Source organism: Streptomyces sp. CS113, from assembly GCF_002188365.1.
GTDB classification, from domain to species: Bacteria; Actinomycetota; Actinomycetes; order Streptomycetales; family Streptomycetaceae; genus Streptomyces; species Streptomyces tendae.
This window is the reverse complement of sequence record NZ_KZ195574.1, coordinates 773,943-794,688: the sequence shown is the minus strand read 5'-3', so window position 1 is coordinate 794,688 and position 20,746 is coordinate 773,943. Positions and strand designations below refer to the sequence as shown.

The window sequence follows — 20,746 nt, the reverse complement described above, 5'->3', positions numbered from 1 at the left end:
GCACGCCCTGTGCGGTGCCTCGTGGAAGACGCTACGGAGAGCGGGACCGGACCACACTGGGTGCAGAACCCGTATCGGAGGGTGTATTCAGCGACACCCCGGCAGCGCTACGAGCCGCTCAGCAGCACCACCTCCAGGGTGCGCGGGCCGTGCACCCCCTCGACGCGGTCCAGCTCGATGTCACTCGTCGCGGACGGACCGGAGATCCAGGTCAGCGGGCGGACCGGGTCCAGGCGCTCGAGCGCCTCGGGCACCGACGACACGACCTGCTCGGGTACCCGCACGACGCAGATGTGGTGGTCGGGGACCAGGGTGATGCGCCGCCGCCCCTGGTCGGGGGCGCCGTCCAGGACGATCGTGCCGGTCTCGGCGACGGCGACGGCGCAGCCGGAGATTACGCTGTCGACCTCGTCGAGTTGCGGTGCCGTACTCGCCGCCAGGTCCTGGACGACGGACGCCTCGACGGCCGTCAGCCACTGCGCCGGCAACCCGGGAGGTACCACCACGCTCCGCGAACCGTGTGCGGACAGGAGACGGGCCAGCAGCTCGGGCACCTGCCCGGCCGCGCACCGGTGCACGAGGGCCCGGTAGTCCGCCAGGTTCTCGGCGAGCAGGTCCACCGTCTGTGTGGCGGACCGCTTCCCGTGCTCGCGCAGATAGTCCCGGACGACCGCCTCCTCGTAGGGACGTGCGTCGTCCGGCACGTCCGCCAGCGCGCGCCGGACCCGGCCCAGGATGCGTTCCCTGCTGCTCACTTCGCTCCGCCCTTCCCGCCGTGCGTGCGCTGCCACCAGTCCCGGAACGGCTCCGCGGGCACCGCCGGGAGGTCCCGGGTGCCGCTCCACGCCCGGCCGGGACCGGGCAGCGTGCGCGGATGCAGCCGCCGGGTGCGCGAGGCGAGCCGCTGTCCGGTCCGCAGCGCGCCCGGGTGCGTGAACGCCCACTGCGCCGCCCGCATCGCCGCCCGCTCGGCGGCGTGTCCCTTGGCCGGCTTCAGCACCACCCGGTTGCCGCCCCGGACGGCCGGCCCGCCCTGCACCACCCGCTCCCGCAGGTGCACCAGCACCTCGGGGATGTCGATGGCCACCGGGCACACCTCGTAGCAGGCGCCGCACAGCGAGGACGCGTACGGCAGCGAGGCGTCGATCTCGCTGCCGGTGCCCCGCAGTTGCGGGCTGAGGATCGCCCCGATCGGGCCCGGGTACACCGAGCCGTAGGCGTGGCCGCCGGCCCGCTCGTACACCGGGCACACGTTCAGGCAGGCCGAGCAGCGGATGCAGCGCAGCGCCTGCCGGCCGACCTCGTCGGCGAGGGTGTCGGTGCGGCCGTTGTCGAGCAGCACCAGATGGAAGGTCCGCGGACCGTCCTCGTCGGTGGTGCCCGTCCACATCGACGTGTACGGGTTCATGCGCTCGGCCGTCGAGGAGCGGGGGAGGGTTTGCAGGAACACCTCCAGGTCCTGCCACCTCGGCACGATCTTCTCGATGCCGACGACCGAGATCAGCGTCTCGGGCAGGGTCAGGCACATCCGCCCGTTGCCCTCGGACTCCACGACCACCAGCGTGCCGGTCTCGGCCACCACGAAGTTGGCGCCGGAGATGCCGACCTTGGCCCGCAGGAACTTCTCCCGCAGGTGCAGCCGGGCCGCCTCCGCGAGTTCGGCGGGCGTGTCCGTCAGCCCCTCGGGCGCGGGGCGGCCCCACTCGCCCATCTCGGAGCGGAAGATGTCCCTGATCTCGCCCCGGTTGCGGTGGATGGCCGGCACCAGGATGTGCGAGGGCCGGTCCTTGCCCAACTGCACGATCAGCTCGGCGAGATCGGTCTCGTAGGCGTGGATGCCCTGCGCCTCCAGGGCCTCGTTGAGGGCGATCTCCTGCGTCGCCATCGACTTGACCTTGACGACCTCCGACTCGCCGGTCTCCTTGACGAGGCGGGCGACGATCTCGTTGGCCTCGTCCGCGTCGGCCGCCCAGTGCACCGTTCCGCCGGCCGCGGTGACGGCCTCCTCCACCTGCACCAGGTAGCGGTCGAGGTGGCGCAGTGTGTGGTCCTTGATCTGCTTCCCGGCCTCGCGCAGCGCCGCCCAGTCGTCCAGTTCGGCGACCGCGCGGGCCCGCTTGTCCCGGATGGTGTGCGTGGCGTGGCGCAGATTGCCGCGCAGCGTCGTGTTGCCGACGGCCTCCCGTGCCGCCAGCGGAAAGGCCGGCATCCCGACGAACGTCCCGCTCATGCGGCCACCGCCTCCCGGGTGCTCGCCAGGATCTCCGCGATGTGCACCGGCCGCATGCCCGTGCGCAGCCGCGTCATCGTCCCGCCGATGTGCATCAGACAGGAGTTGTCGGCCGCGCACAGCACCTCCGCGCCGGTCGACTCCGCGTTGCGCACCTTGTCCGCGCCCATCGCCGCCGACACGTCGGAGTTCTTCACGGCGAAGGTGCCGCCGAACCCGCAGCACTCCTCGGCGCCCGGCAGCTCCACCAGCTCCAGCCCCTTCACCGCCTCCAGCAGCCGCCGCGGCCGGTCGCCCAGACCGAGGCTGCGCAGACCGTGGCAGGTCGGGTGGTACGTCACCGTGTGCGGGTAGTACGCCCCCACGTCGGTCACCCCTAGCACGTCCACGAGGAACTCCGTCAGCTCGTACGTCTTCGGCACCACCGGCGCCAGGGTGGCCGCGAGCAGCTCCCCGCGCCCCTCCGCCCGCGCCCGCTCACCCATCCGCGGATACAGCTCCCGCACCATCGCGCCGCACGAGCCCGAGGGCGTCACGATCGCGTCGTACTCCGCGAACACGTCGGCGAAGTGCCGGGCCAGCGGCTCCGCCTCGTGCCGGTAACCGGTGTTGTAGTGCGCCTGCCCGCAACACGTCTGGGCCATCGGGAAGTCGACCTCGACGCCGAGTCTGGTGAGCAGCTTCACCACGGCGCGCCCGGTGTCCGGATAGAGCGTGTCGTTGACGCAGGTCAGGAACAGAGCGACACGCATCGCGGCTCCCTCGTTTCGATCATCGGATGAATGATGAGTGCAGATTAGTCGGCCGACCCGGCGCGCGGGAGCCCCGGTTCACCGGTCGGCGAGCCGGGCCCCGGCCGCCCGCCAGCGGTCCGTACCGCCGCGCGGTTCGTACCGGGTCAGCGACTGGGTGCGCGCCACCAGCCGGCGCATCCCGGCCAGGTCGCCGACCAGGCCGTGGGCGCGGGCCTGCACCAGGACGTTGCCGAGCGCGGCGGCCTCCGCCGGCCCCGCCACCACCGGCAGCCCGCACGCGTCGGCGGTCAGCTGGCACAGCAGCGCGTTGCGGGTGCCGCCGCCGACCACGTGCACGACGTCGACCGGATGCCCGGCGAGCCGCTGCGCCTCCTCGACGGCCGCGCGGTGGGCCAGCGCCAGCGAGTCGAGGATGCACCGGGTCACCTCGGCGGGCGTTGCGGGCACCGGCTGCCCCGAGGCGCGGCACGCCTCGGCGATCCGCTCCGGCATCCGCCCCGGCGCCAGGAACGCCGCGTCACCCGCGTCCACCACCGACCGCAGCGCCGGCACGCGCGCCGCCCCGAGCAGCAGCTCACCCAGATCGGGGTCGCCCCAGGCCCGTACGCACTCCTGGAGCAGCCACAGACCCATGATGTTGCGCAGATAGCGGACGGTGCCGTCCAGCCCCAGCTCGTTGGTGAAGTTGGCGGCCCGGCTCTCCTCCGTCAGCACGGGAGCGGTCAGTTCGAGACCGGCCAGCGACCAGGTGCCGGTGCAGATGTAGGCGAACCGCTCGTCCGAGGCCGGTACGGCGGCCACCGCCGAGGCGGTGTCGTGCGAACCGACCGCCGTCACCGGCACGGGCCCCGCCAGCCCCGTCTCCTCCAGCACCTCCGGCCGCAGCAGCCCCGCCGCGTCACCGGGACGGCGCAGCGGGGCGAACAGGCCGACGTCGATCCCCAGCCGGTCCGCCACCTCCCGCGACCAGTCCCGGGTGCGGGGGTCGATCAGCTGGGTGGTGGAGGCGTTGGTCAGTTCCGTGCCCTGCTCGCCGGTCAGCCAGTAGGTCAGCAGGTCCGGGACGAGCAACAGCCGCCGGGCCGCCGCGAACTGGGCCGTGCCCCGGGCCGCGACCAGCTGGTACAGGGTGTTGAAGGGCGCGTACTGCACCCCCGTCGCCGCGTACAGCTCCCCGGCCGGCAGCGAGGCCCACACCTGCTCCGCGACACCCTCGGTGCGGGCGTCGCGGTAGTGCACGGGGTTGCCGAGCAGCGCCCCGTCCGCGTCCAGCAGTCCGTGGTCGACGGCCCAGCTGTCCACGCCGACCGAGTCCACCGGACCCGCCGCCCGCAGACCGTCCAGCACACCGGCGTACAGCGCGAGGACGTCCCAGCGCAGCCCGTCGGGTGTACGGACCGGCCGGTTGGGGAAGCGGTGCGCCTCGGTCAGCGCCAGCCGGTCGGGGCCCACGCGGCCGACCATGACGCGCCCGCTGGACGCGCCGAGGTCGACCGCGGCGTACGCCCTGGCGTCGGTGGCGGCGCTCATCGCAGGAACGCGGCGGCGACGCCGGCGTCGACCGGGACGTGCAGGCCGGTGGTGTGCGTCAGGTCGCCGCCGGTCAGCGCGAACACCGCGTTCGCGACGTGCTCGGGCAGCACCTCGCGCTTGAGCAGCGTCCGCTGCGCGTAGAACTCGCCCAGCTTCTCCTCCGGCACGCCGTACACGGCCGCGCGCTGGGCGCCCCAGCCGCCCGCGAAGATCCCGGAACCGCGCACCACGCCGTCCGGGTTGACGCCGTTGACGCGGATGCCGTGCTCGCCCAGCTCGGCGGCGAGCAGGCGCACCTGGTGGGCCTGGTCGGCCTTGGTGGCGGAGTAGGCGATGTTGTTGGGGCCCGCGAACACGGCGTTCTTCGACGCGATGTAGACGATGTCGCCGCCCAGTTCCTGCGCGGTCATCACCCGGGCCGCCTCGCGCGAGACGAGGAAGGAACCGCGGGCCATGATGTCGTGCTGGAGGTCCCAGTCCTTCGCGGAGGTCTCCAGCAGGGGCTTGGAGATGGAGATCCCCGCGTTGTTGACCACCAGGTCGACGCCGCCGAAGGCCAGCACGGCCGCCTGGAACGCCGCGGCGATCTGCTCCTCGGAGGTGACGTCGACACTCACGGCGACGGCCTTGTCGTCCCCGCCCAGCTCCTCGGCGACCGCCGCCGCGTTCTCGGCGTTCAGGTCGGCCACGACCACGCAGGCGCCCTCGTCGACCAGCCGCCGCGCGATCGCCTTCCCGATCCCGCTGCCCGCACCGGTCACGAGCGCGACACGGGTGGCCAGCGGCTTGGGCCTCGGCATCCGCCGGAGCTTGGCCTCCTCCAGCGCCCAGTACTCGATGCGGAACTTCTCCGACTCCTCGATCGGCGCGTACGTCGACACCGCCTCGGCCCCGCGCATCACGTTGATCGCGTTGACGTAGAACTCGCCGGCCACCCGCGCGGTCTGCTTGTCCTTGCCGAAGCTGAACATGCCGACACCCGGCACCAGCACGATCGCCGGGTCGGCGCCGCGCAGGGCGGGGGAGTCCGGCTCCGCGTGCCGCTCGTAGTAGGCGGCGTACTCCTCGCGGTAGGCCGCGTGCAGCTCCTTGAGCCGGGCGACGGCCTCCTCCAGCGGCGCGGACGGCGCCACGTCCAGGACCAGCGGCCGCACCTTCGTGCGCAGGAAGTGGTCCGGGCAGGAGGTGCCGAGCGCGGCGAGCCGCGGGTGCTCGGCGCGCGCGAGGAAGTCGAGCACCACGTCCGTGTCGGTGAAGTGCCCGACCTGCGGCCGGTCCCGGGAGGCCAGCCCGCGCACGTACGGCGCCAGCGCGGCCGCCCGTTCCCGCCGCTCGGCCTCGGGCAGCGCCTCGTACCCCTCGATCACCGCGCCGAACGGCTCGGCCCTGCCCCGCTCGGCCAGGAACGCCTCGGCGGTGCGGATGATGTGCAGGGAGTTGCGCTCGCACTCCTCGGAGGTGTCGCCCCACGCGGTGATGCCGTGGCCGCCGAGCACACAGCCGATGGCCCGCGGGTTGGCCTCCTTGACCGCCGCGATGTCCAGCCCGAGCTGGAAACCGGGCCGCCGCCACGGCACCCACACCACGGTGTCGCCGAAGCACTCGGCGGTCAGCTTCTCGCCGTCCGCCGCGCAGGCCAGGGCGATCCCGGAGTCGGGGTGGAGGTGGTCGACGTGCGCGGCCTCGACGAGCCCGTGCATCGCCGTGTCGATCGAGGGCGCGGCACCGCCCTTGCCGTGCAGGCAGTAGTCGAAGGCGGCGACCATCTCGTCCTCGCGCTCGACGCCCGGGTAGACGTCCTTGAGCGCCCGCATCCGGTCCAGCCGCAGCACGGCGAGCCCCGCCTCGGTGAGCGTCCCGAGATCCCCGCCGGACCCCTTGACCCACATCAGCTCCACCTCACCCCCGGTGACGGGATCGGTCCCGGCGCCCTTGGCGGACGCGTTGCCACCGGCGTAGTTGGTGTTGCGCGGATCGGCACCGAGCCGATGGGAACGGGCGAGGAGGTCGTCGGCAGCAGGGTGGGTCGCCATGTCTCTACAGTCCTTCTTGAACGAGGGGTTGACTTACAGGGGCGCGGGGCTGCATCTATGTGCGGCTCCGCCGCGGGGGCGCGACCAGCCACAACGGGCCCGCAGTCCGCGAACAACACAAAGCCGGCAGACCCCTAGGCCCCCCACCCCGCCTGCTGCCCCCCGACCCGCTCGGCAACGACCTTCTCCGCCCACCCGCAGGAGCGGTACGCCTTCATCGGCTCGGGGTCCAGCCCCGACTCCTCCCGCACCTCCCGAAGCAGCGGCCGCACATCCGTGTTGTACGCGTCCATCAGCACCGCGTTGGCCTCCAGCACATCCCCCGATGCCTGCGCAGCGGCCAGCGCCGAACCGTCGACCAGCAGCGCCTTAGCCGTCGCCTCCTGCACGTTCATCACCGAGCGGATGATCGCCGGGATCTTCGCCTCGATGTTGTGGCACTGGTCGAGCATGAACGCCACGTCGGAGGTGAACCCGCCCCCGCGCACCACCTCGTACATGATGCGGAACAGCTGGAAGGGGTCGGCGGCACCCACCATCAGGTCGTCGTCGGCGTAGAACCGCGAGTTGAAGTCGAACCCGCCGAGCTTCCCCTCCCGCAGCAGCGTCGCGACGATGAACTCGATGTTCGTGCCCGGCGCGTGGTGCCCGGTGTCGACGACGACCTGCGCCTTCTCGCCCAGCTTCAGGCAGTGCGCGTACGCCGTGCCCCAGTCCGGCACGTCCGTCGTGTAGAACGCCGGCTCGAAGAGCTTGTACTCGAGCAGCATCCGCTGCCCCTCGCCGAGCCGTTCGTACACCTCGGCCAGGCCCTCGGCCAGCCGGTCCTGCCGGGAGCGGATGTCGTCCTGGCCGGGGTAGTTGGTGCCGTCGGCGAACCACAGCTTCAGGTCGCGCGAGCCGGTGGCGTCCATGATGTCGACGCACTCCAGCAGGTGGTCGACGGCCTTCCTGCGCACCGCCGCGTCCGGGTGGCAGACGCTGCCGAGCTTGTAGTCGTCGTCCTGGAAGGTGTTGCTGTTGATCGCGCCGATCCGTACGCCCCGCCGCTCGGCGTGCGCGGCCAGCGCGGCGTAGTCCTCGACCCGGTCCCACGGGATGTGCAGGGCCACGGTCGGGGCCGCGCCGGTGAACTCGTGCACCTTCGCCGCGTCGTCCAGTTTCTCGAACGGGTCGCGCGGCACGCCGGCCTGGGCGAACACCTTGAAGCGGGTGCCCGAGTTGCCGTACGCCCACGACGGCGTCTCGACGGCCTGGGTCCTGAGCGCGGCCTTCACCGCGGCGAGCTCGGTCACTTCGGGGCTCCTGTGGCATCGGGTCGTGGTCCGCTGTGCCCACGACCGTGGATGAAACGATTCAGAACGCGAAGTTATGAGCCCCGCGAAGGGGTGTCAACCCTTCGCGCCACCCCGGCTGTTCGTGACGCGTCCGTGACCTTCGGAGATCGAAAGTTTTTCGACCCGGAACCATTGACGTGACATAGCCTCGCTGCCTAACGTCCCCGGCAACCTAGTTGAAACCTTTCACGACGCCGTGGGGGCCGTCCCGCCCGGCGTCGTCGAGGAGCCCCCAATGACCCACCCGTCCGACACGGGTACGGCCCCGGTTCTGGCGCTCAGGGACGTCTCCAAGTCCTTCGGCGCGGTCCGTGCGCTGCGGGACGTCTCCCTGGAGCTGTTCCCCGGCGAGGTGCACGCCCTCGCCGGCGAGAACGGCGCCGGAAAGTCGACCCTCATCAAGACGCTGGCCGGAGTGCACCGGCCGGACGCCGGCCAGGTGCTGCTCGACGGCGCGCCGGTCGTCTTCCACGGTCCCGGCGACGCCCGCGACGCCGGCATCGCCGTGATCTACCAGGAGCCCACCCTCTTCCCCGACCTGTCGATCGCCGAGAACATCTTCATGGGCCGCCAGCCGCGCCGCGCCCTCGGCCGCATCGACCACAAGGCGACCCACGAGGCCACCGCCGCGCTCATGCTGCGCCTCGGGGTCGCACTCGACCCCGACCGGCCCGCACGCGGCCTGTCCATCGCGGACCAGCAGATCGTGGAGATCGCCAAGGCGCTCTCCTTCGACGCCCGCGTGCTGATCATGGACGAGCCGACCGCCGCCCTCACCGGCAGCGAGGTGGCCCGGCTCTTCGGCGTGGTGCGCACCCTGCGCGAACAGGGCGCCGCGGTGCTGTTCATCTCCCACCGCCTGGAGGAGATCTTCCGGATCTGCAAGCGGGTCACCACCCTGCGCGACGGCGCCTGGATCGCCAGCGAGCCCCTGGCGGGCATGACCGAGGACGACCTGGTGCGCCGCATGGTCGGCCGCGACCTCGACGAGCTGTACCCCAAACAGGAGGTCACCCCGGGCGAGACCGCCCTGAGCGTGCGCAGGCTGACCCGCGAGGGCGTCTTCACCGACGTCTCCTTCGAGGTGCGGCGCGGTGAGATCGTCGCGCTGGCCGGACTGGTCGGCGCCGGACGCACCGAGGTCGCCCGCGCCGTCTTCGGCGTCGACCGCTGGGACGCCGGGGAGGTCGAGGTCGACGGGAAGCCGCTCGTCAACGGCGCCCCGTCCACCGCGATGGCCGCCGGTCTCGCGCTCGTCCCGGAGGACCGCCGCGCCCAGGGACTGGTGATGGACATGTCCATCGAGCGGAACATCGGCCTCACCGGTCTGCGCACCACCGTGAGGGCCGGACTCGTGGACCGCGGCGCCGAGCGCAGCCGCTCCCTCGACTGGGCCGTCAAGCTCCAGGTCAAGTACGCCCGGATCGCCGACACCGTCGCCACCCTGTCCGGCGGCAACCAGCAGAAGGTCGTCCTCGCCAAGTGGCTGGCCACCGGCCCCAAGGTGCTGATCGTGGACGAGCCCACCCGCGGCATCGACGTCGGCACCAAGGCCGAGGTGCACCGGCTCCTTTCGCAACTCGCCGCTGACGGCGTGGCCGTCCTGATGATCTCCTCCGACCTGCCCGAGGTGCTCGGCATGGCCGACCGCGTCCTGGTGATGCACGAGGGACGTCTGACCGCCGAGATATCCCGCACCGACGCCACCGAGGAGACCGTGATGGCCGCAGCCACGGGGAGGGCCGCCGCATGACGGTCACCGCACCCGAGAAGGCCCCCGCGGCCGACGTGCCGGGGGCCGGCGCCACCCGGCTGGTGGACCGCATCTTCAAGATGCGCGAACTGGCCATCCTGCTGGTCTTCCTGGTGATGATCGCCATCACCCAGGCCGGCAACAGCGAGTTCCTGTCCGAGCAGGGCATCAAGGACCTGCTGCTCAACGCGACCATCCTGGTCCTGGTCGCCACCGGGCAGTCCCTGGTCGTCATCACCCGCAACGTCGACCTGTCCGTCGGCTCCACCCTCGGCATCAGCGCCTTCGCCGCCGGCGTCTACCTCCAGGACGGCGGCAACCCCGTCGTCGCGGTGCTGCTCGCGGTGCTGATGGGCATCGGCTTCGGCCTGCTCAACGGCCTGCTGGTCAGCCTCGGCCAGGTGCCCGCGCTGGTCGTCACCCTCGGCACCCTCTACATCATCCGCGGCATCGACTCCATCTGGGTCGGCTCCCGGCAGATCACCGCGGCCGACCTGCCCGGCGGCTTCGTCGACTTCGGCTCCGGCGGCATCTCCGCCGTGCCCTGGCTGGCGCTGATCGCCCTCGCGGTGCTCGTCGCCACCGCGTACTACCTCAAGCAGTTCGGCAGCGGACGCGAGCTGTACGCGCTCGGCTCCAACCCCGAGGCCGCCCGGCTGGCCGGCATCCCGGTCCGCAAGCGGATCCTGGCCGCCTACACCTTCTGCGGCGCCCTCGCCGGACTCGCCGGCGCCCTGTACCTCGCCCGCTTCGGCAACGTCGACTCGGGCACCGGCAACGGCTACGAACTGACCGTCGTCAGCGCGGTGGTCGTCGGCGGCGTCGTCTTCACCGGCGGCTCCGGCAGCGTCTACGGAGCCGCCCTCGGCGCGCTGCTGCTGACCTCGATCAACAGCGTGCTGCCCGCCCTCGGCGTCAGCTCCGTGTGGGTGCTGGCCATCAACGGCATCCTGCTCATCCTCGCCATCGCCGTCGACCGGATCGTCGCGCTGCGCGTGGCCAACGCCCTGAAGAAGAGGAACGCCCGCCATGGCTGACACCTCCCTGACGCGCGCCGTCCGCTGGGACACGGTCGTCGGTGCCCTGCTCGTGGTCGTCCTGCTGCTCTCCTTCGGCTTCGTCGACGGGTTCGGCAACGCCCTCAACCTGTCCTTCCTGATCGGCAACACCCTGCCGATCGCGCTCATCGCCCTGCCCATGACGCTGCTGGTCGTCTCCGGCGAGATCGACCTGTCGGTGGCCTCCACCGCGGGCCTGTCCGGCGCGGTGATGGGAGCCCTGTGGAACCAGGGCATGACCATCGAGGCGATCATCCCGATCTGCCTGCTGCTCGGCGTGGTCTGCGGTCTGGTCAACGGCCTGCTGGTCACCCGCCTCGGGCTGCCCTCCCTCGCCGTCACCATCGGCACCATGGCCGCCTACCGGGGCATCGCGCAGATCGTGCTCGGCTCCGACGCGGTCACCGACTTCCCCGCGCAGTACCTGGACTTCGCGGCCGGACGCGTCGACGGCACCTTCCTGCCGTACGCCTTCCTGCCGTTCCTCGTGCTGCTGGCGATCGCCGTGGTCGCCCTGCACGCCACGCCGTTCGGCCGGTCGCTGTTCGCCATCGGCGCCAGCGAGGAGGCCGCGCGCTTCGCCGGCATCCGGGTCAGGCGGCAGAAGCTGATCCTGTTCACACTGACCGGCCTGATGTCGTCCCTCACCGGCGTCTTCTGGGCCCTGCACTACGCCAGCGCCCGCTACGACAACGCCACCGGCCTGGAACTGTCCGTCGTCGCCGCCGTGCTCCTGGGCGGCATCGACTTCGACGGCGGCAAGGGCACGCTCGGCGGGGCGATCGCGGGCGTGTTCCTGCTCGGCGCGCTCCAGAACGTGATGAGCCTCCAGGACGTCTCCGCCCAGTCCCAGATCGTCGTCACCGGCGTGCTGCTCGTGCTCTCCGTGCTCGGCCCCCGGCTCGCACGGCAGATCTCCCTCGCGAGGGCCGGACGCAGGGCGGCACCGGCGCCCCCGTCCAAGGCGCCCGCCCCCACCCCGTAGGCCCTGTCGTCACGACAGGACCCAACCCCGTCACCGGCTCCGTCCACCCTCGTAAGGAACCCACCATGCGCACGTCGTCCATTCGCCGTACCTGCGCGGCCCTCGCCGCCGTCACCTCCCTCGCCCTGGCCGCCACGGCCTGCGGCGGCACCACGAAGGAGGACGTCAAGGACGAGGGCGGCAAGGCCGCCACGGCGGGCAAGGCCGACCCCAACGCCGAGACGAAGAAGGGACTGACCGTCGGCTTCCTGCCCAAGCAGGTCAACAACCCCTACTTCACCGTCGCCGACAAGGGCGGCGAGAAGGCCCTCAAGGAGCTGGGCTCCAGCTACAAGGAGGTCGGCACCTCCAGCGGCACCGACACCGCCGGCCAGGTCTCCTACGTCAACACGCTCACCCAGCAGCAGGTCGACGCCATCGCCGTCTCCGCGCAGGACCCCGGCGCCCTGTGCACCGCGCTCAAGCAGGCGATGAAGAACGACATCAAGGTCGTCACCTACGACTCGGACACCAACCCCGAGTGCCGCAACGCCTTCATCTCCCAGGCCTCCGCCGACGACATCGGCCGCACCCAGGTGCAGCAGATGGCCGAGCAGATCGGCAACAAGGGCGAGATCGCGATCCTGTCCGCCGCGCAGACCGCGACGAACCAGAACGCCTGGATCGAGATCATGAAGGACGAGCTGAAGGACCCGAAGTACAAGGACATCAAGCTGGTCAAGGTCGCCTACGGCGACGACGACGCCCAGAAGTCCTTCCAGCAGACCCAGGGCCTGCTCCAGGAGCACCCGAACCTGAAGGGGATCATCTCCCCGACCACCGTCGGCATCAAGGCCGCCGCCCAGTACCTGTCCGGCTCCAAGTACAAGGGCAAGGTCAAGCTGACCGGCCTCGGCACCCCCAACGACATGCGCAAGTACGTCAAGAACGGCACCGTCGAGGCGTTCGAGCTGTGGGACCCGGCCAAGCTCGGCGAGCTGGCCGCGCGCACCGCCGTCGCCCTGGCCTCCGGGCAGATCACCGGCAAGGAGGGCGAGACCTTCAAGGCCGGCGCCATGGGCGAGTACACCATCGGCAAGGACGGTGTGATCGACCTCGGCAAGCCGACCGTGTTCACCGCCGACAACGTCGACCAGTTCGACTTCTAGTCACGAACGTACGGGAGCGGCAGTCCATGCAGCGCGTCTGTTTCCTGCTCAAGGTCCGCAGGGACCGCATCGCCGAGTACCGCGAACGCCACGCCGCGGTGTGGCCGGAGATGTGCGAGGCGCTCTCCGCCACCGGCTGGCACAACTACTCGCTCTTCCTGCGCGACGACGGCCTGCTCGTCGGCTACCTGGAGACCGAGGACTTCGCCGCCGCCCGGGCCGGCATGGAGGCCACCGAGGTCAACGCCCGCTGGCAGGCGGAGATGGGCCCGCTGTTCGAGTCGCTCGACGGGGAACGCCCCGACGAGGCGATGAAACCCCTCACCGAGGTGTTCCACCTCGCCTGACTCAGGCCCCGCAGGGGGCGGTCCGGGTACTGTGTGAAGGTCCCGCGGCCGCCCCCCCACACCCACTCGACCTCGGAGGTCCCTGCCCGATGGCCCATTCCGTGGGTATCAAGGACGTCGCCCGCGCCGCCGGAGTTTCCGTGGGCACGGTCTCCAACGTCATCAACCGCCCCGACACCGTCGCGACCGAGACCCGCGCGCGGGTGCTGTCCGCGATCGACCGGCTGGGCTACGTCCGCAGCGAGTCCGCGCGCCAGCTGCGCGCCGGCCGCAGCCGCATCATGGGGCTGCTCGTCCTGGACATGGGCAACCCGTTCTTCGTCGACGTCGCCCGCGGTGCCGAGCGGGCCGCCCGCGAGGCCGGGCTCGGCGTGATGGTCTGCAACAGCGCGCAGAACCCGGGGGAGGAGGCCGAGTACCTCTCGCTCTTCGCCGAGCAGCGGGTCCGGGGCGTCCTGCTCACCCCCGCCGACGCCACCGGCCGCAACATCGAGGGCTTCCGGCGCCACAACATCCCCTTCGTCCTGGTCGACCGGGTCGCCGACGGCACCACCGAGTGCTCCGTCTCCGTCGACGACGTCGCGGGCGGCGCGCTGGCCGTGCGCCACCTCGTGGACGCCGGCCACCGCTCCATCGCGTACGTCAGCGGCCCGCCCGGCCTCAACCAGGTGCGCGACCGCCGCACCGGCGCCCTCACCGCGCTGGCCGAGGCCGGGTTCGGCCCCGAGGCACTGCGCGAACTGCCCACCGAGCGCCTCGACGTCGCCGCGGGCCGGGACGCCGGCGCCCGCCTGCTGGGCCTCGCCGAGCGGCCGACCGCCGTCTTCTGCGCCAACGACCTGCTCGCCCTCGGCGTCCTCCAGGCCATGTACGCCGCCGGGGTCGGCGTCCCCGACGACCTGGCGATCGTGGGCTACGACGACATCGAGTTCGCCGCCGCCGCGGCCGTCCCGCTCACCTCCGTGCGCCAGCCCGCCGTCACCATGGGCGCCATGGCCGCCGAACTGCTCCTGGAGGAGACCGAGCTGGAGGGCACGGACCGCACCCATCCGCACCGGCGGGTCGTCCTCCAGCCGGAGCTGGTGGTGCGGCGCTCCAGTCTCGCCGCCCGCTGACCGGCCGTTCAGTGGCTCGTCGTCCGAAACGATTTCATGATCCCGGGGGTCGGCTGCCGCAGGACGGTGTGCTGAACTGGGACATGGCCGAAAGAATCGGCCGTGAGATCCGACCGCCCCGGGAGACCCCTTGAGCGTCAGCTACCGCCAGCCAGGCGTCGTCCTCACCGACCGCCGTTTCACCGTGCCCCTCGACCACGCCGACCCCACCGGGGAGACGATCGAGCTGTACGCCCGCGAGGCCGTCGCGAGCGACAAGGCCGACCAGGACCTGCCCTGGCTCATCTACCTCCAGGGCGGCCCCGGCGGCAAGGCGGACCGTTTCGTCGGCCGCCCCGCCTGGTTCGGGCGCGCCCTCAAGGAGTACCGCGTCCTGCTCCTGGACCAGCGCGGCACCGGCGCCTCCACCCCGGCCAACCGCCAGACGCTCCCGCTGCGCGGCGGCCCCGCCGAGCAGGCCGACTATCTCGCGCACTTCCGCGCCGACGCCATCGTCCGCGACTGCGAGGCCATCCGCCCCCAGGTCACCGGCGGCGCCCCCTGGACCGTCCTCGGCCAGAGCTTCGGCGGCTTCTGCACCGTCGCCTACCTGTCGCTGGCCCCCGAGGGCGTGAGCGCCGCCCTGATCACCGGCGGCCTGCCCTCCCTGGACGCCCACGCGGACGACGTCTACCGGGCCGCCTACCCGCGCATCGAGCGCAAGGTCGTCGCGCACTACGCCCGTTATCCGCAGGACATCGAGCGCGCCCGCCGCATCGCCGACCACCTGCTGACCCACGACGTGGTCCTGCCGAACGGCTACCGCCTCACCGTGGAGGCCTTCCAGTCCCTCGGCATCATGCTCGGCGGCGGCGAGGGCAGCCACCGGCTGCACTTCCTGCTGGAGGACGCCTTCGTCCGCACCCCGAACGGACACGAGCTCTCCGACGCCTTCCAGGAGCAGGCGCAGGGCCTGCTGTCGTACGCCGGCCGCCCGCTGTACGCCCTGGTCCACGAGGCCATCTACGGCCAGGACGCCCGGCCCACCGACTGGTCCGCCGAGCGGGTGCGTGCCGAGTTCCCGCGCTTCGACGCCGCCAAGGCCCTCGCGGGCGACGAACCGCTGCTCTTCACCGGCGAGACCATCCACCCCTGGATGTTCGACTGCGACCCGGCCCTGCGCCCGCTGCGCGAGACGGCCGAACTGCTCGCCGCCCGCACCGACTGGACGCCGCAGTACGACCCGGCCCGCCTCGCCGCCAACGAGGTCCCGGCCGCCGCGGTCGTCTACCACGACGACATGTACGTCGACACCGCCCACTCGCTGACCACCGCCCGCGCGATCCGGGGCCTGCGCACCTGGGTCACCGACGAGTTCGAGCACGACGGCGTACGGGCCGGCGGCCCCCGGGTCCTGGACCGGCTGCTCGCGCTGGCCCGCGACGAGGCCTGAGCAAGGCGCGGGGCGGGCGCCGGGGCCCGCGGCGGAAATCCGGGTGGGACGCCGCCGGCCCGGGTTAGTGTGCGGGCATGACGGAGCCGACGGTCACACAACTGGAGCCCATGCCCGGCGACTGGCGCCGCGCCCTCGCCGTGGTGGCCCACCCGGACGACCTCGAGTACGGCTGCTCGGCGGCGATCGCGGCCTGGACCGACGAGGGCCGCGAGGTCGCCTACGTCCTCGCGACCAGGGGCGAGGCCGGCATCGACACGCTGCCGCCCGACGAGTGCGCCCCGCTGCGTGAGCGGGAGCAGCGGGCGAGCGCCGCGGTCGTCGGGGTGAGCGAGGTGGAGTTCCTCGACCACCGAGACGGTGTCATCGAGTACGGCACCGCGCTGCGCCGCGACATCGCCGCCGCGATCCGCCGCCACCGGCCCGAACTGGTCATCACCATGAACCACCGGGACACCTGGGGCGGCGTCGCCTGGAACACCCCCGACCACGTCGCCGTCGGCCGCGCCACGCTCGACGCGGCGGCCGACGCCGGCAACCGGTGGATCTTCCCGGAGCTGACCGAGCAGGGTCTCGAACCCTGGAACGGCGTGCGCTGGGTCGCGGTCGCCGGGTCCTCCTCGCCCACCCACGCCGTGGACGCCACCCCGGGGCTGGAGCGGGCGGTGCGCTCGCTGCTCGAACACCGCACCTACATCGAGGTGCTGACCGACGAGGACCCGGAGACGTACGTGCGCGGCTTCCTCACCGGCTTCGCCACGGCCGCCGGGGAGCGGTTCGGCGGGCGGCCGGCGGTGACCTTCGAAGTCTTCGGACGGTAGCGGGATGGCGGGGGAGCGGGGCGTGCGGCGGGAGCGGGACGTGCGGGACGCGCAGGACACGCGCGACGCGCGGGGACAGGAGCGGCTGGCGGAGCGGTTCGAGGAGCACCGCGGGCAGCTCGGGGCGGTCGCCTACCGCATGCTCGGCTCACTGGCCGAGGCGGAGGACGCCGTCCAGGAGGCCTGGCTGCGGCTCGACCGCTCCGGCGGCGACGGCATCGACAACCTCGGCGCCTGGCTGACCACGGTGACCGGCCGGATCTGCCTGGACCTGCTGCGCTCGCGCACCGCACGGCGCGAGGAGCCCATGACCGAGGGCTTCGACACCTTCGTGCCGGACCCCGTGCTGCGGAGCCTGCCCCGGGCCGACCCGGAGGCGGAGGCCCTGCACACCGACTCGGTGGGCATCGCCCTGCTGGTGGTCCTGGAGATGCTGGAACCGGCCGAGCGGCTGGCGTTCGTCCTGCACGACATGTTCGCCGTGCCCTTCGACGACATCGCACCGGTCGTCGAGCGCACCCCGGCCGCCACCCGGCAGCTCGCCAGCCGGGCCCGCCGCCGGGTGCGCGACGCCACCCCCGCCGCCGAACCGGACCTCGCCCGCCAGCGCCGGGTGGTCGAGGCGTTCCTCGCCGCCAGCCGCGCCGGTGACTTCGAGGCCCTGGTGTCCGTCCTCCACCCGGACGTCGTGCTGCGCGCCGATGCCGGCGCACTGGCCCGGGGCGTGGCGGCGTCCAAGGTGGTGCGGGGCGCGCGGACGGTCGCCACCGGGGCGTTCCACTTCCGCCACCTCGCCCCTCTCGCCCGCGTCGTCCTGGTCAACGGCGCGGTCGGCACCGTCGCCGTGTCCGAGGGCCGCCCGGTCTCGGTCACCTGCGTCACCGTCGCCGACGGCCTCATCACGGGCCTGTACATCCTGTCCGACCCGGAGCGGCTGGCCAGGCTGGACCTGTCCGCACTGGAGGCCTGACCGGCCCGTATCCTCGACGACATGGGAGAACACACGGCGGACCGGACGGACGCCCGGGCCCGGGCCGAACTGCGCGGCGACTGCGCGAGCTGCTTCGGCCTGTGCTGCGTGGCCCTGCCGTTCGCCCGCTCGGCGGACTTCGCGATCGACAAGGACGCCGGCACGCCCTGCGCGAACCTCCGCACCGACCACCGCTGCGGCATCCACGCGACGCTGCGGGAACGGGGCTTCAGCGGCTGCACGGTCTACGACTGCTTCGGCGCCGGACAGCGGGTCTCGCAGGTCACCTTCGGCGGCGGCGACTGGCGCACCGGCCCGCCGGAGCGGGCCCGCCGCATGTTCGACGTGTTCCCGGTCGTCCGCCAACTGCACGAGCTGCTCTGGTACCTGACCGAGGCACTGACCCTGCCCGCCGCCCGCCCGGTCCACGCCGACCTGCGCGAGGCCCTCGCCGGCACCGAACGCCTCGCCGGGGGGACCCCCGAGGAGCTGGCCGCCCTCGACGTGGCCGCGCACCGGCAGCGGGTCAACGTACTGCTGCTGCGCACCAGCGAGCTGGTCCGGGCCGGGACCCGCGGCCGCGGGAAGAAGCGCCGCAACGCCGACCTGATGGGCGCCCGCCTCAGGGGTGCCGACCTCGCCGGGGCCGACCTGCGCGGGGCCTACCTCATCGCCGCCGACCTCACCGGCGCGGACCTGCGGGGCGCCGACCTGATCGGCGCGGACCTGCGCGACGCCGACCTGACCGACGCCGATCTGACGGGCGCCTTCTTCCTGACCCAGCCGCAGGTCAACGCGGCCAGGGGCGGCCCCGGGACCATGCTGCCGGACTCAGTCTCCCGCCCGGTGCACTGGACAGCGGGGCTCTGAGCGGGCGGTGCCCCGGGTGTCCGCGGTGCCCCCGGCGTCCGCGGCCTCGCCGGTCCCCCCGGCCTTCCCGGCGTCGTCCGTGCGGGGAGCGCGGCCGGACCCGGCGGCGGTCCGCCGGTCCAGGTGCAGGCGCAGCCCCTGCGGCATCAGCGTCAGCCGCTCGGTCACCCGCAGCCGGTAGCCGGGCTCGGGCCGCAGCTCGTAGCGGCGCAGCAGCAGCCCGAGGACCAGTGTCGCCTCGTGCAGCGCGAACTGCCGCCCGATGCACGCCCGCGCCCCCGTGCCGAACGGCTTGAAGGTGTGCGGGGCGCGCGCCCGTACGGCCTTCGCCTCGAAGCGGTCCGGGTCGAACCGCTCGGCGTCCGGGCCCCACACCTCGGGATCGCGGTGCAGCATGCCGGTGAGCACCAGCGCCCAGGCCCCGCGCCGCATCGGGTACCTGCCGCCCAGCACCGTGTCCTCGCGGGCCTCCCGCGCGAAGCCGGGGGCGGTCGGCCACAGCCGCAGCGACTCGTCGAGGACCCGGCGCACGTAACGCAGCCTGGCCACCTGCTCGTAGCCGGGCGCCTCGGTGCCGCCCCACACCCGGTCCACCTCGGCGCGGGCCCGGGCCGCGACCTCGGGGTGCCGCGCCAGGTAGTGCAGGGCGAAGGAGAGCGCGCCCGAGGTGGTCTCGTGCCCGGCGACGAGGAAGGTGATGACCTGGCGGCGGACGTTCTCGGGCGACAGCCGCTCACCGGTCTCCGGGTGGGCCGTCTCCAGCATCCGGTCGAGCAGGTCGCCGGCGGTGTCCCCGCCGTCGGCCGCCCGGCGTGCGCGGACGAGGTCGTCGACCGTGCGGTTCAGGTAGGCGATGTCGGCGGCGTTGCGACGGCTCGCCGCGCGCAGCAGCCAGGGGGCGAGCGGCGCGGGCACGGTGTTGAGGCGCTGCGCGTAGCCGAGCGTGCCCACCATGGCGGTGACGAAGGGGTGGAGGCGGGGGCGTTCGAAGGAGCCGAAGTCGTGTCCGAAACCGGTGCGCGCGATGGTCTCCAGCGTCAGCTTGGTCATGTCGCCGGGCACGTCCACCGTCCGGCCCGAGGCCTCGGCCCGGTCCCAGTGCTCGGTGAGCCGCGCGGCCACGTCCAGCATCATCACGTGGTACCCGGCCATCGCCTCACGGCTGAACCCGGGCGCCAGCACGTCGTGCGCGAGCTGCCAGTTGGGCTCGTGGTTGTACGCCGTGAACAACCCGTCCCCGGCCACCGGCCGCAGGTTGGCCACGCCCAGGCCCACGTGCTTGGCGAACCGCGCCTCGTCCGCCAGGTCGGCGGCCAGCGAGGCGCCCCACACGAACACGAACTCCTTGCCGAAGGCCCGGCGCCGGAATATCGGCCCCAGCCGCCGCGCGTACCGCAGCGAGTCCTGCATCGGGGTGCGCCTGCTCGCGCCCACGACGTCCCCGAGCAGGGGCAGCCGGTACGGGGGGTGCGGGATGCGGTGCAGTTCGGGCCAGCCCAGCTCGGCGCTGCGGAAGCCCTTCGGCAGTCCGTCCCGGGCCGTTTCCCTCGCTGTCTGGGCCATGACGAGATCTCCCTTGACGCAGCGGCGTGTTGCACGAGCCGAGGCGAGCATGTTGTACATGGGTTCAATAACGCGCCTCAGTCTCGTCCCGTTGTTGAACCGGCGTCAAGTAAGGTGCGGGCATGGCCGCGAACCAGGGCGAGCGCACCCGCCGCCGGCTCAGCACCGCCGAGCGCCGGGAGCAGTTGCTCTCGGTGGGCGCGCGGCTGTTCTCGGAGAGCCCGTACGACGAGGTCTGGATCGAGCAGGTCGCCGAGATCGCCGGGGTCTCCCGCGGGCTGCTGTACCACTACTTCCCGAACAAGCGGGACTTCTTCGCGGCGGTCGTCGAGCGGGAGAGCGCGCGCATGCTGCGGATGACGGCGGCCGTGCCCGGCGTCCCGGTCCGCGAGCAACTGGCCGCGGGCCTGGACGCCTACCTGGAGTACGTGCGCGCCCACGCTCACGGCTACCGGGCCTTCCACCGCGCCGACGCGGCCGGCGACCGTGCGGTGCGCCGCGTCTACCGGCAGGCGCTCGCCGCGCAGGAGCGGCAGATCCTCGCCGCCCTGGCCGCGGACCCGGAGTTCGGCCCGGCCTTCGAGGAGCGCGGCGACGTACGCCTCGCGGTGCGCGGCTGGCTTGCCTTCACCACCGCGGTCTGCCTGGAGTGGCTGCGGGACCCCGAACCCGCCCGCGAGCAGGTGCGGGATCTGTGCGCGCGGGCTCTGCTGGGGGCCATCGCGCCCTGAGGGCGCCCGTGCGGGCACCGGTTCGAGGAGGTGTGGTGGTTGGCGCGCTCCCCGATCTCCGATAG

18 protein-coding genes are annotated in these 20,746 nt (G+C 72.7%); 11 read left to right on the top strand and 7 right to left on the bottom strand.

Translation table 11 applies throughout. The features are described 5' to 3' along the window. Positions 1-107: 107 nt before the first annotated feature. The 6 genes from B9W62_RS03320 to rhaI form a co-directional block, all read right to left on the bottom strand. Entirely contained in the window at positions 108-755 is a 648-nt protein-coding gene (locus tag B9W62_RS03320; RefSeq protein ID WP_087805028.1) for a LutC/YkgG family protein, read from the bottom strand. After that, on the bottom strand, positions 752-2,230 hold the full coding sequence (locus B9W62_RS03315) for a LutB/LldF family L-lactate oxidation iron-sulfur protein (protein WP_087805026.1): 1,479 nt from the start codon (positions 2,228-2,230) through the stop codon (positions 752-754). The genes B9W62_RS03320 and B9W62_RS03315 overlap by 4 nt, the downstream gene beginning before the upstream one ends. Then, entirely contained in the window at positions 2,227-2,982 is a 756-nt protein-coding gene (locus B9W62_RS03310) for a (Fe-S)-binding protein (protein ID WP_087805023.1), read from the bottom strand. Before B9W62_RS03310 ends, B9W62_RS03315 begins: the two co-directional genes overlap by 4 nt. Positions 2,983-3,060: 78 nt before the next feature. Next, positions 3,061-4,515 carry a rhamnulokinase gene (locus B9W62_RS03305; protein ID WP_087805021.1) on the bottom strand — a complete coding sequence of 485 codons (1,455 nt, stop codon included), beginning with the start codon at positions 4,513-4,515 and terminating at the stop codon, positions 3,061-3,063. Continuing rightward, a complete protein-coding gene (locus tag B9W62_RS03300; protein WP_087805019.1) occupies positions 4,512-6,551 on the bottom strand; it encodes a bifunctional aldolase/short-chain dehydrogenase in 2,040 nt (679 codons plus the stop codon). Before B9W62_RS03300 ends, B9W62_RS03305 begins: the two co-directional genes overlap by 4 nt. Before the next feature lie 134 nt (positions 6,552-6,685). Beyond that, a complete protein-coding gene (rhaI, locus tag B9W62_RS03295; RefSeq protein ID WP_087805017.1) occupies positions 6,686-7,846 on the bottom strand; it encodes an L-rhamnose isomerase in 1,161 nt (386 codons plus the stop codon). Between the two features lie 277 nt (positions 7,847-8,123). On the opposite strand from rhaI, the gene B9W62_RS03290 reads away from it, so the two are divergent. The 10 genes from B9W62_RS03290 to B9W62_RS03245 all read left to right on the top strand — a co-directional run bounded on the left by B9W62_RS03290 (position 8,124) and on the right by B9W62_RS03245 (position 18,387). Further along, on the top strand, positions 8,124-9,641 hold the full coding sequence (locus B9W62_RS03290) for a sugar ABC transporter ATP-binding protein (protein WP_087805015.1): 1,518 nt from the start codon (positions 8,124-8,126) through the stop codon (positions 9,639-9,641). Continuing rightward, complete coding sequence (locus B9W62_RS03285) at positions 9,638-10,678, top strand: ABC transporter permease (RefSeq protein WP_087805013.1); 1,041 nt, start codon at positions 9,638-9,640, stop codon at positions 10,676-10,678. The genes B9W62_RS03290 and B9W62_RS03285 overlap by 4 nt, the downstream gene beginning before the upstream one ends. Continuing rightward, positions 10,671-11,684, top strand: a complete 1,014-nt coding sequence (locus tag B9W62_RS03280) for an ABC transporter permease (protein WP_087805011.1) — start codon at positions 10,671-10,673, stop codon at positions 11,682-11,684. The genes B9W62_RS03285 and B9W62_RS03280 overlap by 8 nt, the downstream gene beginning before the upstream one ends. A gap of 65 nt (positions 11,685-11,749) precedes the next feature. Continuing rightward, on the top strand, positions 11,750-12,832 hold the full coding sequence (gene rhaS / locus B9W62_RS03275) for a rhamnose ABC transporter substrate-binding protein (protein ID WP_087805008.1): 1,083 nt from the start codon (positions 11,750-11,752) through the stop codon (positions 12,830-12,832). A gap of 26 nt (positions 12,833-12,858) precedes the next feature. Beyond that, positions 12,859-13,179, top strand: coding sequence for an L-rhamnose mutarotase (locus B9W62_RS03270; RefSeq protein WP_087805006.1), 321 nt, complete (start codon positions 12,859-12,861; stop codon positions 13,177-13,179). 89 nt (positions 13,180-13,268) lie between these two features. After that, positions 13,269-14,294, top strand: coding sequence for a LacI family DNA-binding transcriptional regulator (locus tag B9W62_RS03265; RefSeq protein WP_087805004.1), 1,026 nt, complete (start codon positions 13,269-13,271; stop codon positions 14,292-14,294). A 130-nt stretch (positions 14,295-14,424) separates the two neighbouring features. After that, positions 14,425-15,726 (top strand): alpha/beta fold hydrolase, encoded by a 1,302-nt coding sequence (locus B9W62_RS03260; RefSeq protein ID WP_087805002.1) that lies wholly within the window; start codon positions 14,425-14,427, stop codon positions 15,724-15,726. A gap of 77 nt (positions 15,727-15,803) precedes the next feature. Continuing rightward, positions 15,804-16,547 carry a PIG-L deacetylase family protein gene (locus B9W62_RS03255; protein ID WP_087805000.1) on the top strand — a complete coding sequence of 248 codons (744 nt, stop codon included), beginning with the start codon at positions 15,804-15,806 and terminating at the stop codon, positions 16,545-16,547. Positions 16,548-16,551: 4 nt separating this feature from the next. Beyond that, a complete protein-coding gene (gene sigJ, locus B9W62_RS03250; protein WP_087804998.1) occupies positions 16,552-17,517 on the top strand; it encodes an RNA polymerase sigma factor SigJ in 966 nt (321 codons plus the stop codon). A gap of 21 nt (positions 17,518-17,538) precedes the next feature. Then, positions 17,539-18,387, top strand: a complete 849-nt coding sequence (locus tag B9W62_RS03245) for a pentapeptide repeat-containing protein (protein ID WP_087804996.1) — start codon at positions 17,539-17,541, stop codon at positions 18,385-18,387. Here B9W62_RS03245 and B9W62_RS03240 read toward each other — a convergent pair. Beyond that, positions 18,349-19,950, bottom strand: a complete 1,602-nt coding sequence (locus tag B9W62_RS03240; protein ID WP_087804994.1) for a cytochrome P450 — start codon at positions 19,948-19,950, stop codon at positions 18,349-18,351. The genes B9W62_RS03245 and B9W62_RS03240 overlap by 39 nt on opposite strands. Before the next feature lie 122 nt (positions 19,951-20,072). Between B9W62_RS03240 and B9W62_RS03235 the strand changes: the two genes are divergently transcribed. Further along, positions 20,073-20,681 (top strand): TetR/AcrR family transcriptional regulator, encoded by a 609-nt coding sequence (locus B9W62_RS03235; protein ID WP_087804992.1) that lies wholly within the window; start codon positions 20,073-20,075, stop codon positions 20,679-20,681. Positions 20,682-20,746: the final 65 nt, after the last annotated feature.